This window comes from Propionigenium maris DSM 9537 (assembly GCF_027925155.1).
Classification (GTDB): domain Bacteria; phylum Fusobacteriota; class Fusobacteriia; order Fusobacteriales; family Fusobacteriaceae; genus Propionigenium; species Propionigenium maris.
This window is the reverse complement of the sequence record NZ_BSDY01000003.1, coordinates 129,644-142,843: the sequence shown is the minus strand read 5'-3', so window position 1 is coordinate 142,843 and position 13,200 is coordinate 129,644. Positions and strand designations below refer to the sequence as shown.

Genomic DNA, 13,200 nt, shown 5'->3' with positions numbered 1-13,200 from the left:
CATACAAGGTGGGGTTTTTGTAATTATGATTTCTAGGAGGAAATATGAAAAAATTGTTATTAGTATTAGTGGTTGTTTTATCGTTTTTAGGATGTGGAAAGGACAAGGTATCCCAGGAAGCTGCTGAAAAGATAGGTCTTGTATTCTCTGTAGGGGGACTTGGGGATAAATCCTTCAACGATTCAGCCTATGAGGGAGTGAAGAGGGTCAAGGAGAAGCAGGGGATCGACATAAAGTATGTGGAGCCTGAGTCTGTAGCGGTAATGAAGGACTACCTTCAGAGCTTCGCTGATGAAGGATACGATCTTGTTATTACAGTTGGATTCTACTTTGTAGACCCTCTAACAGAGGTTGCCACAAACTACCCTGATACTAAGTTCGTAATTATAGATGGGGTAGTGGATCTTCCCAATGTAAAGTCGGTAGTATTTGATGAGTACCAGAGGGGAATTCTTGCTGGAGCAAGTGCTGCCCTTAAATCTGAAAACGGTGTAACGGGAATAGTAGGGGGACTGGAGATACCTATTATTACAACTTACATCGACGGATACAGAGCTGGAGCTAAGATGGTAAACAACGATATAGAGGTCCTTGTTAACTATGCAGGATCATTTTCAGACCCGGTAAAGGGTAAGGAGATAGCTGTAATGATGAACCAGGGAGGAGCAGATGTGATAAGTCACGTAGCTGGCGGAACTGGTGTGGGAGTTATGGAAGCTGCTAAGGAGAAGAACTTCTATGCAATAGGTGTAGATTCAGACCAGAAGTACCTGGCGCCAGAGCAGGTAGTTACCTCTGTACTTAAGAATATAGACAATGTTGTGGAAGGGGTAGTAGAGGAGTACACAGCTGGAAACTTTAAGGGAGGAGTTGAAACCCTTGGACTGAAGGAGAAGGGAATAGCCCTCACAGAGAAGGTTGAGGGGATAGAGGAGATCGAAGCGATAATAGAGGGAAAGGTTCAGTAGGGGATCTTTTTCATAGAGAGTTAAGTTGTTTTGGGGATGGTATATTGTATTGGAGATACAGATTCTAAATCTGTTGAAGAGAGGAAAACAAATGACAAATATCTTTAGTCTGGAAGAACACAGAACCGATGTAAAAAAGGAAGTAATAGGGGGAATGACCACCTTTATTACCATGGCATATATTATTTTTGTAAATCCCAACATACTGGGGGCAACTGGAATGGATAGGGGAGCTCTTATTACGGTAACCTGTCTTGCCTCATTTATAGGGACGGTTATTGCAGCTCTCTGGGTAAATGTTCCCTTTGCTATGGCTCCGGGAATGGGCCTAAATGCTTTCTTTACCTATACCCTTGTAATAGGAAGGGGACTTACCTGGGAACAGGCTCTTGGAGTAACCTTCCTTTCAGGAGTGGTATTCCTGATATTTGCCTTTCTGGGAGTAAGGGAGAAGGTGGTAGATGCCATCCCTATAACCCTCAGACTTTCCATGTCTGCGGGAATAGGGCTCTTTATTACATTTATAGGGCTTCAGAACCTGGGACTGGTGGTACCCAACCCAGCTACAATGATAGGTCTTGGACCTATGAGTACACAGATTGTATTGGGGCTTACAGGGCTCTTTATAATCACAGTACTTGAGATCAAGAAGATAAAGGGATCTATGCTTGTGGGGATCTTAGCTACTACAACCCTTGGAATGTTTGTGGGAGTTGTGGATATTCCTGAGAGCATTATCTCCATGCCTCCAAGCATTGCCCCTATAGCCTTTAAGCTTGATATAATGGGAGCCCTTCAGGTGGCCTCCATAGGACCTATATTTTCCCTTATGTTTGTGGACCTCTTTGAATCTATCGGAACTATAATGGCCTGCGCCATAGAAGCTGATATGGTGGATAAGAAGGGAAGGATAAATAAGATTGGTAGGCTCCTAGAAGCAGATGCAGCAGCAACAACTGTGGGAGCCCTTCTGGGAACCTCTACAACTACATGTTATATAGAGGCGGCATCTGGAATCTCCAGCGGAGCTAGAACGGGACTTGCCTCCCTGGTAACTGGAGGACTCTTCTTTCTGGCAATGTTTTTTACTCCTGTAATAGGAATAGTTCCGGCTTTTGCCACAGCACCGGCTCTTATTGTAGTAGGGGTATACATGTTTAAAAACATTAAGGATATAGACTTCCACGACTTTGAGGTAGCCATCCCTGCATTTATTACCATTGTGCTTATGCCCCTTACATACAGCATGAGTACGGGACTTTGCTTTGGATTTATCTCATATATCATAATAACAACTATAGCCGGAGACAGAAGGAAGATAAAGCCTACCATGTGGGTAATAGGAATCCTGTCTGTAGTCAGCCTCATGGCACACTAAGAGATATAAAAAAGGGAAAGCATTAAGCTTTCCCTTTTTTTTAATCTACTACTCTTATCTCATCTCCAGGAGCTACCCATCCGTTTACTATAACCTTGGTGAAGATCCCCTCTCTTGGCATAACACAGTCCCCTACAGTCTGCTTTATAGCGCATCCTGTGTGACACTCCTTACCAATCTGAGTTACCTCCTGTATACTTTCCCCTATCTGGAGCCTTGTACCTACAGGGAGGGTGTAGAGCTCTATTCCCTCAGTTGTAATATTTTCAGCAAATCTTCCGTCTGTTATATCAAGACCTGCAGCTCTTACCTTATCAGCACTCTCAGAAGCCAGAAGGCTCACCTGTCTGTGCCAGTTTCCAGCATGGGCATCTCCCTCAAGGCCGTGATCTACCTTGAAGTACCCTCTTTCAATGGGATTTTTTACAACTCCCTTTGTAGCGCTGATATTGATAGCTTTTACCCTACCTATAATCTGATCTTTTACCACTATACTTCACTCTCCATAGGGGACAAGATAATAGATCTGTCCCTATACAATTATTTTTCAGGAATAAAAAGAGGCATTCCAAAATCCTTCTTACCATACTCTCCAATTATACTCTTTGTTTTGTCTGAAGTAAACCACTCCATAAGTTTGTAAGCTCCCTCAGCATTTATATGCTGGTTTTTAGCCGGATCTATAGTTATAACACTGTAGAGGTTAAGAAGCTCTGAATCCTCTCCTACCTTGATCTCAAGGTCAAGATCCTTCTTTAGGTTAAGGAATGTAGCTATATCTGAAAGGGTATAGGCATTTAGTTCATTGGCAATCTTAAGAGTTGCAGCCATACCGCTACCAGAACTGATATACCATTTCCCTTCAGGAGTAATGTTATTTTCCTTCCAAAGAGCCAGTTCCTTCTTGTTGGTACCAGAATCGTCTCCCCTTGAAACGAATTCAAGCTTTTCTCCTTCGATTGTAGTAAGAGCTTCCTTTACTGAACTCATCTTCTGGTTGTTTTCAGGACCTACAAGTACAAAGAAGTTGTGAGCCAGCTCCCTTCTCTCCTTTCCGTGCCCCTCCTTCATAAACTTCATCTCAGAGGCCTTTGCATGGACAAGAAGAAGGTCGGCTTCCCCGTCTCTTCCCATCTGAAGGGCTTTACCAGTTCCCACAGCAATAAGGTTTACCTTGTATCCGCTCTCCTTTTCAAACTTTGGAAGAAGGTAATCCATAAGCCCTGAATCCCTTACACTGGTTGTAGTAGCCAGAAGTATCTCCTTGCTCTGCTCAGCAAGTGCGCTTACTCCCATGGTGAATAACATTAGCATAGTAACAAGTAACTTTTTAATCATCTGAATCTCTCCCTTTATTTAAAATTATGTTGTAAACTCATCTTGGTGTTTCGAAAGCTATCTACTTCCCTGCAAGCTCCTCAAACTTCTTCTTAAACTGAAGGGGAGTCAGGGAATACTTCTTCTTAAAGTGTGAGGAAAATTTGCTGGCACTGGAAAAGTTAAACTTAAAGGCTACATCGGTGACGGAAAGGTCCGTTTCCAGAAGGTAGCTTGAAGCCCTCTCCAGCTTCTTGTTTATGATGTATTTGGAAGCTGACATATCGAAGTTGGTGTTAAAGAGGCTGGAAAGGATATTCTTGTTTAGTCCAAACTCTCCCTGTATCTGGGAAACGGTAATATTGTTTTCCAGGTTGTGGTCTATATACTCTATAACCTTAGTCAGATTTTTATCTGTAACCCTTTGAAAGTTCAGCCTCTTCTCCTCATCCACAAGGCTCAGAATAACTCCGCTTATAAAGTTGAGGAGCATTATCTTGGGATTCTTACAGGTATCCAGGTTATCCAGCATGGAAAGGGTAGCTGGATCCAAACGCCATGGAAGCTTCTTTAAGGCATAGTTGGGAAACTCTATCTGAAATGCTTTGAAAAATTCATCTTTGATATGAAGGGTTACATAGGAGATCTCCTTTGTAAGGACCTTGTAGTCTCCCAGGGGAATTCCCCTGGATATGAGAGCCTCCTTCTCATTTAGGAGGGTAGCATCCTTTTCAAACCCTATCTGACCAGTTTCACAGAATCTGATTATCAGCCCGTCCCTGGAAAAAAATGAGGGGTTGAGGCTGGAGAAAAAATTCTTTCTTATGATGATCACATCACAGTAGGAATCCGAGTAGATCTTGTAAAACTCTTTTTCAGAGGGAAGGTTTTCCAGCTTGTCCCTAAACCTCTGCTCATTGAAGTTGAAAACCTCCTCTAGGGTTCTGGCGTTCATGCGAAGAAACTCAAGAAGGGAGGTTGGATAGATCCTGTTATTCCTTTCAATGAGTTCGATACTCTGGGTATTGGTAAGACCCAGGACACTTCTGTTCCTGAAGTATTCCAGAGCCATCCTGAAGTTTCTTTCCCTGAACTTGTCTCCCTTAAAGATAAAACTCTCATTGAGGTCTAAGGGGGAGTAGATATTTTCAAGCTTACCCAGAATATGCTCATAAAAAAAGGAGAGGATCTCCAGCTGGTCTTCAGGAGTAAACTCCTGTATATTTCCAATAAAGTATCTGTAGATGTGAAGTACCCTCAAATACTCATAGTAGATATCCTTATTGGAGCTTTTTATTAAGTTTTCTAACTTTAAAATGAAGCTGCTATTCATCTATATACCCCATAAAATCATAAAATTAAATAGAAAATGTATCGTTTCATCATTCTATCAGGAAAAAAAATAAAAATAAAGTAACTTTTAACAATAAAATAGAGGAAAAAAGGTATAAAATTAAAAAATGTAAATTCTTAAACAACCTTAAAATACCCTTAAAAATTCTGAAACAAATCAAAAAGTAAAAAAACAGTAAAAATACCGGGGCGAAACAGGATGAAAAAAAGTGTTAAATTGAAATTTTTATTTTTCATAGGAGTAACTATAATTAGTAGGTTGATAAAATTTAATGAGGAGGATCCTAGTGAATATAGTAGTTAATGGAAAAAACTATGAAGTTTCCAAAGGAAGAAAGCTTCTCACAGCCCTGGAGGAGATAGGTATTCAGGTACCTAACTTCTGTTATGATTCCAGAATCATCCAAAAAGATGAGAACTGCGGAATCTGTGTTGTGGAAGTGGATGGCTGTAAGAAGAAGGCCTGCGAGATAGATCTTGTGGAAGGCATGGTAGTAAGAACACATACAGATGAGGTAGTAGAGGAGAGAAGGGAGATCTTAGAGGAGATCATCTCGGAACATCCCCTAGACTGTCTGGGATGTGAAAAATCAGGAGAGTGCAAACTGCAGGAGTACTGTTATGAGTATGATGTACATCAGACTGCAAATAACTGCCCTGAGACTTTGGAGATAGATGACTCAAATCCATTCTATACAATCAATCCCAATAAGTGTATAGCCTGCGGAAAGTGTGTGGCTATGTGTAGGGAGCAGCAGTGCAGCAACGGACTACAGTTGTCTGAGGAGAATGGAAGAAGAGCAGTAAGAGCCAAGGGAGCTTCTAAGATAGATTATACAGCCTGCATGTCTTGCGGTAACTGTGTAAGTGTATGTCCAGTGGGAGCCCTTCTACCTAAGGCAAAGACCTCTTACAGACAGTGGGAAACTGAGGTAGTAAGAACTACATGTTCATACTGTGGTGTGGGATGTCAGATAGACTTCAGTGTAAAGGACAACAGGATAGTAGAGGCAAACCCAGCTAAGATGGATCCCAACGACGGATTACTCTGTGTAAAGGGTAAGTTTGGATATAAATTTGTAGATCATCCAGACAGACTTACAAAGCCCCTTATAAGAAAAGATGGAAGGTTAGAGGAAGCAAGCTGGGAGGAGACGATAGAGTTCCTTTCAACTAAGATGCTTGATATAAAGAATAGATTTGGATCGGATGCCTTTGCAGGACTTACATCAGCAAGATGTACCAATGAGGATAACTTTATATTTCAGAAGTTATTCAGAGCAGTAATTGGTACAAATAATGTAGATCACTGCGCCCGTCTCTGACACAGTTCAACAGTTGCCGGGTTAGCAACTACACTAGGAAGCGGAGCTATGACTAACAGCATTAGCGAAGTTGAAGATTCAAAGGTTATCTTTGTGATTGGGTCCAATCCAAGGGAAAACCATCCAGTTATTGGAGCTAAGATAAAGAGAGCTAAGTTAAAGGGTGCAAAAGTGATTGTAGCCGATCCAAGAAGGATAGACCTAGCTGATGATGCAGATATATTCCTTCAGCTGAAGGTGGGAAGTAATATTGCCCTTATAAACTCCATGATGAATGTGATCATCAGCGAGAACCTATACGCCAAGGAATATGTAGCTAAAAATACAGAGGGATTTGAGGAGTTAAGGGAGCTGGTAGCTAAGTATACCCCTGAATATGCAAGTGAGATCTGCGGAGTGTCGCCGGAACTTATTGCAGAAGCAGCGAGAATATACGCAAGCGATGTAGCCTCTATCTTCTATGCTATGGGTATTACCCAGCACAAATCTGGAACCAATGGAGTAATGTCCCTTTCCAACCTTTCCCTTCTATGTGGAAATATTGGTAAAAAGTTCGGAGGAATAAACCCTTTGAGGGGACAGAATAACGTACAGGGAGCCTGCGATATGGGAGGACTTCCAAATGTGTTCCCTGGATACCAGAAGATAGCAGATGACGAGATCCGTAGAAAGTTTGAAAACGAGTGGGGAGTGGAGCTGAACTCCAAGACAGGTTATACCCTGCCGGAGATAATGCACAGAGCCTCCCATGGAGAGATGAAGTGTCTCTATATTATGGGAGAAAACCCAATGGTATCTGACCCAGATATAAACCATATAAAACACGCCTTAGAGGAGCTGGATCTACTTATCGTTCAGGATATATTCCTTACAGAAACAGCTGAACTGGCAGATGTTGTTCTTCCAGCCCTTTCCTTTGCAGAGAAGGAGGGGACATTTACCAACACCGAGAGAAGGGTGCAGAGAGTAAGAAGAGCTGTAACCAGAGAGGGTGTAATGGAGGACTGGCAGGTTATCGACAAGGTAATGGGTGCTCTGGGATGGAAGGAAAGCTATACTTCATCAGAGGAGATAATGGCTGAGATAGCAAGGCTTACACCTCAATACTCTGGAATCACCTACGACCTCATCGAGGATGAGGGAGTGGCATGGCCAGTAAGCTCTGAAAAGCCAGAGGGAACTCCTATACTACACCTTGATTCTCCAATGAGAGGTAAGGGTAAGTTTGTTGCAGCGGAGTATGAGCTCAGTGGAGAGATGCAGTCGTCGGAGTATCCATACCTAATGACAAATGGAAGAAACCTATACCACTACCACACCAGAACAATGACTGGAAGGGTAGAGGGGCTTAACATAAAGTCGCCGGTATCATACATAGAGATGCATCCAGAGACTATGAAGAAGCTTGAGATAGGCAAGGATGAGATGATAAGGGTAATCTCCAGAAGAGGAGAGATAGAAACCTCTGTAGTGGCAAATGATGGAATATTAGAGGACCTGTTCTTCATGCCGTTCCACTTTGCAAATGGTGCGTGTAACGTACTTACAGGTGCAGACCACCTGGATCCACAGTGTGGAATCCCGGAGCTTAAGGTTACTGCTGTAAGAATAGAAAAGATTGCTTAGTGTGGAGGAAAGATGAGAATAGAAATAGATGGAGTAATTGTAGAAACTACAACCGATAAGACTCTGCTGGAGAACTGCGAGGAGCTTGGGATAAATATCCCGACTCTTTGCTACCACAAGGACCTTGGAAGCCAGAAGGTCTGCGGTATCTGTGTGGTAGAGGCAGATGGAGAACTGGTAAAGTCCTGTGAGACAGCAGGTAGAGAGGGAATGGTTGTAAGAACCTATACAGACGAGATAATAGAAAAAAGAAAAGAGATCCTTAACAAGATAATGGAGAACCATCCCAACGACTGCCTTACCTGTGAGAAGGCAAAGGGAGACTGCGACCTTCAGAATGCCTGCTACGAGTATGGAGTGGTAAACAGGGATGTGGACCTGGAATACACCTATGAGATAGACAGAAGCTCATCTGGAATGGTAAGGGATATGAATAAGTGTATCCTCTGTGAGAAGTGTGTAGCTGTGTGCAGAGATACACAGGAGATAGAGGTATATGAGGTAGTGGAGAAAGATGGTAAGAGGGAGATCGTCCTCAAGGAGGGAGACAACCTTTCTGCGAGTAAGTGTATAACCTGTGGTCAGTGTGTTAAGGTATGTCCAGTGGGAGCCCTAACTGAGAAAAATCATGTGGTTGAACTTAATCAGATGCTAAAGAAGAGGGAGAAGCACTTCATCGTACAGATGGCCCCTGCAATAAAGCATACAATCGGAGAGGAGTTCTTCATTGCTCCTGGTACAGATGCAACATCTAAGATGGTACTTGCCCTTAAAAAGTTAGGGTTTGACAGGGTATTTAGTACGGATTACTCTGCAGATGTAACAATTATGGAGGAGGGAACTGAGCTTCTTCAGAGACTCACAGAGGGTAAGGGTAAGCTTCCTATGTTTACATCGTGCTGTCCAGGATGGGTAAACTATATGGAGCAGAACTATCCTCAGTTTATAGATAACCTTTCAAGCTGTAAGTCACCTCAGCAGATCTTCGGTGCTCTTGCAAAGAGCTACTACTCAAAGGAGATGAATATTCCTGTGGAGGATATATTTGTTGTTTCCATCATGCCTTGTACTGCAAAGAAGGGAGAGGCAGAGAGGGAGCAGATGCCTGAAGATGTGGATATGGTAATAACTACCAGAGAGTTTGCTAAGCTTGTAAGGATGAACAGGATCGACTTTGCATACCTGGGAGATGACGCAGACTACGATTCCTTCATGGGTAAGGGATCCAGTGCCGGAAGGATATTCGGAACATCTGGAGGTGTAATGGAGGCAGCTCTTAGAACTGTGTCCCACGTCCTTACTGGGGGTCAGTTTGAGAAGCTTGAATTCAACGAGATAAGAGGTTTTGACAATGTGAAGGAGACCTCTGTAGAGGTGGGAGAGCACAAGATAAAGCTGGCTGTAGTAAATGGAATCTCTTCAGCTAAGGTGGTACTGGATGCCATTGAAAGGGGAGAGGCAGACTACGACTTTATAGAGGTTATGGCTTGTCACGGAGGGTGTATAAGCGGAGGCGGAGCACCTATTCCAGACAACTACGATGTGAGAAGAAGAAGGATGGAGGGGATGTATAGGTTTGATACTGAAAGTGACCTCAGAAAGTCCCATGAGAACTCGGAAGTGAAGGCTCTCTACGAGAACTATCTGAAGGATCCTTGCGGTCACAAGAGTCACCACCTTCTTCATACAACATACAGCGACAAGAGCTAGATGAAAAGATACAGGAAAACAGTGGTGATCCTGGCCGGGGGTCAGGGATCCAGGATGGGCTACAGGGATAAAGCTTTTCTGAGATATGGAGGAACTCCCTTTATCGAACACCTTCTGAAGAAGGTAGAAGCTTTTGCAGAGGTGATAGTGGTATCCAATAATCCCGGTGAATACAGGAACTATCCTGTGAAGGTTGTGGAGGATAAAGTTAAGGGTATAGGTCCCCTGGGAGGGATCTATACAGGGCTCCTTCACAGCACCCATGAGGAGATCCTGGTGATCTCCTGTGATACCCCCTTCCAGAGGGAAGAATTTCTTGAGTATATGGGAGGGCTCTCTGGGAGCTACGATGCAGCCATTCCAAAGCACAGAGAGGGGAGGGAACCCCTCTGTGCCCTCTACAGGAGGAGCCTCCTGAGAGGTATAGAGGAACTTATAGAGGAGAAGAGATATAAGATAGCCCTTCTCTTTGAGAAAAATAGGGTAGAGTGGGTAGATATAGAGTCTATGACTAAAGGTATAGAGATAGTGAAGGGGTTTAAAAATATAAACACTCCAGAGGAACTGAGAGAGGTAGGGGGAGAGTATGAGAAGTAAGATAAATATATTTACAGAGGAAGCGGTGGATCTTCTTGTAAATGGCAGAAAGTTAATAACATTCATGTGTACCCCAGACAACCTCTCGGAGTTGGCTCTGGGGTACCTATATTCCAGAGGTCTTATAGGTCACAAGGGGGAATTTATAGGGGCCTCTCCCTGCAGTAGCGGGAGAAGGATCTTTTCTCTGGTGGACAGGAAGCTGGAGGAGGAAGTGTACACAATAAAAAATGTGGTCCTCAGCGGATGTGGAAGCGGTGAACTTCCCAAAGGGGAGGCATTTAAAAGAAGAGGAACTCTGGGAGAGTACTCTGAGAGCCTGGAGAGGATCAGGGAGATCTTCAGAGAGATGCTGGATTCAGCCAGACTCCATAAGACTACCGGCGGAACCCATTGTGCAGCCATAGGAGACCTCAGCGGCAGGGTGCTGGTGAGGGAGGATATAGGGAGGCACAATGCAGTGGACAAGGTGATAGGAGCTGCTCTGGATGAGGGTATGGACCTGGAACACTCCACTATTATAATAACAGGAAGGGTGTCCTCAGATATGGTTATAAAGGCAGCAGGGGCAGGAGTTCCTGTGGTGGCTTCTATGAGGATAACCAGTAACCTGGCACTGGATATAGCCAGGGAGTATGGGGTGAGCCTTATAGGGAGAATAGGAAGCCCTGAGCCTATTATATATAATGAGATAGAGGGTATTCAGATAGAGGTGGATTAATTAGGGAGGTATAGCTATGTATTTTGTACAGTATATCTATGAAGTTATTGGGGATTATAGCGTTTCAGAGGAAGTGGGGACAATAATGCTGGAGGATATAAGCGGTGGAATGGAGAAGGTTATCTCTGAAGTAGCAGAAAGAACAAATCACTCAGTACTTTCCATAAGGGAGATCCTTCCCCTGAAGGCAGGTTAGTGCAGAATAATTCTTTCATTTCTCTACTCTAGATGCTAAACTCTGGTTAAAGGAAAAGATAGGCAGTAAGAGAGGTGGAAGGATGATACTATTGGGAGACAGTATAACGGCATGGAATCCTGTAAGGGGAGTGGTGAACCTGGGGGTTCCCGGAGATACCACAAGGGACCTACTCTGGAGGTTAGAGGAGATAGAGGAAGGTAGGGAAGGTGAGATCTACCTCATGGCTGGGGTAAATGACGTGATCATGGGATTTCCAGATGAGAAGATTCTAGGGAATTACACCCTACTCATAAATGAGCTGAAGAAGAAATTTAGAAGTCTCACTGTAATATCCATACTTCCAGTGGATAATATGGACAGAAACAAAAAGATAGAATCTCTCAATGGAAGGATAGAGGAGATAGCCACTAAAGCACAGGCAGGTTATCTGGATATCTACTCTGAATTCCTGGGAAGAGATGGTGGGATAGATTCTAGGTATACAACAGACGGGATTCATCTTTCTACCAGGGGATATGAACTTCTCAACAGCAAATTAAACCTCCCTCGTTAGAGGGAGGTTTTTTGATTATAAGGTATTTAATTAAAATCGATGGCTTCCCTGTCTTCCTTTAAAAGTTCGATCATGTGAATAGCCTTTGGAATATCACTTTCACTCATAACAAATAGTTTTCCAAATTTTCCTTTTAAATGACCGTGTTCGATGCAGGGGTTGGTACACCCGCAGATTAAAAGCCACAGATCGGCCTCACAGCTGTCCTCAGCAGTGATAAAGGTATCTTCCCTAAAGTGCCCCCTTATAGCTGAAAAAGCTTTATGTACATCTGTATGGATATTCTTACATTCAGTGCAGAAGATAGATCCGATTCTCATAGTTACTCCCCCCAAAACATTAAGACTAGGTAATAACTAGATACTGTAAACTATTTCCATTTCCTTTAAATAAAAAAAGAGAAAGTTTCCTTTCTCTTTTTTTATTGTTTATTATTCAAATAAATTAAAATCTGTTCTTTAGAGCATCAAGCTCTCTCTTAGCGTCCTCGATAAGGTCTAAGATGATCTCAGAGCAGCTCTCTCTCTTAGAAACCATAGAAGCAACCTGTCCGGCCATAACGCTTCCATTAACGATGTCTCCATCCTTTACTGCAAGTCTAAGCTTACCTCTACCCATATCTTCAAGGGCCTCAGAAGTAGCTCCATCCTTTTCCATCTGCAGCATCTCCTTAGCCAGCTTGTTATTTATAACTCTTACTGGGTGTCCAGTGTGGTTACCAGTGGATACAGTAGATCTGTCCTTAGCTTTTATGATAGACTCCTTGTAGTTTTCGTGTACATTACACTCATGAGCTACGATGAATCTTGTACCTACCTGTACTCCATCTGCTCCAAGGGCAAGGGTAGCAGCAAACTGCTTACCATTAGCTATTCCACCAGCAGCGATAACAGGAATATTAACAGCTTCCTTTACCTGTGGTACAAGGGAAAGGGTAGTGATCTGACCGATGTGTCCTCCCGCTTCAGTTCCCTCTGCGATTACAGCATCTGCTCCCACTCTCTCCATTCTCTTGGCTAGAGCTACAGAAGGTACTACAGGAATAACCTTTATTCCAGCTCCCTTTAACTTCTCCATATAAGGTCCAGGATTTCCTGCTCCAGTTGTAACTACAGGAACTCCCTCCTCTATACAGACATCTATCTGCTCCTCTACCTCAGCCATCATAAGCATAAGGTTTACAGCAAAGGGCTTGTCTGTAATAGATTTAACTACTCTGATCTCCTCTCTAAGAAGCTCAGAGGGCATTCCACCTCCGGCAATTATTCCTAAACCTCCTGCTTTTGATACGTGTCCAGCAAGAGTTCCATCGGCGATCCATGCCATAGCTCCCTGAAAAATAGGGTACTCTATATTAAGTAGTTCACAAATGTCAGTTTTTATCATGTAATTCCTCCTAAATCATTAGATAACCAGTAGATTATATGGTAATTTTAACAAAAAGTAAAGTTTT

13 protein-coding genes are annotated in these 13,200 nt (G+C 43.1%); 8 read left to right on the top strand and 5 right to left on the bottom strand.

Translation table 11 applies throughout. From position 1 onward, the window contains the following. Positions 1–44: 44 nt before the first annotated feature. Both QMG11_RS04045 and QMG11_RS04040 read left to right on the top strand, forming a co-directional pair. A complete protein-coding gene (locus QMG11_RS04045) occupies positions 45–968 on the top strand; it encodes a BMP family lipoprotein (RefSeq protein WP_281833646.1) in 924 nt (307 codons plus the stop codon). Positions 969–1,059: 91 nt separating this feature from the next. Next, complete coding sequence (locus tag QMG11_RS04040; protein ID WP_281833645.1) at positions 1,060–2,346, top strand: NCS2 family permease; 1,287 nt, start codon at positions 1,060–1,062, stop codon at positions 2,344–2,346. A 40-nt stretch (positions 2,347–2,386) separates the two neighbouring features. Here the strand turns inward: QMG11_RS04040 and QMG11_RS04035 are convergent, their stop codons facing one another. From QMG11_RS04035 to QMG11_RS04025, 3 genes are all read right to left on the bottom strand, one after another. Then, positions 2,387–2,836, bottom strand: coding sequence for an MOSC domain-containing protein (locus QMG11_RS04035; protein WP_281833644.1), 450 nt, complete (start codon positions 2,834–2,836; stop codon positions 2,387–2,389). A gap of 50 nt (positions 2,837–2,886) precedes the next feature. Further along, on the bottom strand, positions 2,887–3,684 hold the full coding sequence (locus tag QMG11_RS04030; RefSeq protein WP_281833642.1) for an ABC transporter substrate-binding protein: 798 nt from the start codon (positions 3,682–3,684) through the stop codon (positions 2,887–2,889). 61 nt (positions 3,685–3,745) lie between these two features. Beyond that, on the bottom strand, positions 3,746–4,996 hold the full coding sequence (locus QMG11_RS04025) for a helix-turn-helix transcriptional regulator (RefSeq protein WP_281833639.1): 1,251 nt from the start codon (positions 4,994–4,996) through the stop codon (positions 3,746–3,748). A gap of 292 nt (positions 4,997–5,288) precedes the next feature. Here QMG11_RS04025 and fdhF point away from each other — a divergent pair, with 292 nt between their 5' ends. From fdhF to QMG11_RS03995, 6 genes are all read left to right on the top strand, one after another. Then, positions 5,289–7,967: a formate dehydrogenase subunit alpha gene (gene fdhF / locus QMG11_RS04020; protein WP_281833637.1), complete on the top strand. Its 2,679-nt coding sequence runs from the start codon at positions 5,289–5,291 to the stop codon at positions 7,965–7,967. 12 nt (positions 7,968–7,979) lie between these two features. Then, positions 7,980–9,677, top strand: coding sequence for a 2Fe-2S iron-sulfur cluster binding domain-containing protein (locus QMG11_RS04015; protein ID WP_281833636.1), 1,698 nt, complete (start codon positions 7,980–7,982; stop codon positions 9,675–9,677). Beyond that, positions 9,678–10,274, top strand: coding sequence for a molybdenum cofactor guanylyltransferase (gene mobA, locus QMG11_RS04010; RefSeq protein ID WP_281833635.1), 597 nt, complete (start codon positions 9,678–9,680; stop codon positions 10,272–10,274). Next, entirely contained in the window at positions 10,264–10,995 is a 732-nt protein-coding gene (fdhD, locus tag QMG11_RS04005; RefSeq protein ID WP_281833633.1) for a formate dehydrogenase accessory sulfurtransferase FdhD, read from the top strand. Before mobA ends, fdhD begins: the two co-directional genes overlap by 11 nt. A gap of 16 nt (positions 10,996–11,011) precedes the next feature. Next, positions 11,012–11,191 carry a hypothetical protein gene (locus QMG11_RS04000; protein ID WP_281833631.1) on the top strand — a complete coding sequence of 60 codons (180 nt, stop codon included), beginning with the start codon at positions 11,012–11,014 and terminating at the stop codon, positions 11,189–11,191. 82 nt (positions 11,192–11,273) lie between these two features. Further along, positions 11,274–11,747, top strand: a complete 474-nt coding sequence (locus tag QMG11_RS03995) for a GDSL-type esterase/lipase family protein (protein WP_281833629.1) — start codon at positions 11,274–11,276, stop codon at positions 11,745–11,747. A gap of 26 nt (positions 11,748–11,773) precedes the next feature. Here the strand turns inward: QMG11_RS03995 and QMG11_RS03990 are convergent, their stop codons facing one another. Together QMG11_RS03990 and fabK are read right to left on the bottom strand one after the other, a co-directional pair. Then, positions 11,774–12,067, bottom strand: coding sequence for a hypothetical protein (locus tag QMG11_RS03990; protein ID WP_281833628.1), 294 nt, complete (start codon positions 12,065–12,067; stop codon positions 11,774–11,776). 124 nt (positions 12,068–12,191) lie between these two features. Further along, positions 12,192–13,133: an enoyl-[acyl-carrier-protein] reductase FabK gene (gene fabK, locus QMG11_RS03985; RefSeq protein ID WP_281833626.1), complete on the bottom strand. Its 942-nt coding sequence runs from the start codon at positions 13,131–13,133 to the stop codon at positions 12,192–12,194. Positions 13,134–13,200 lie beyond the last annotated feature (67 nt).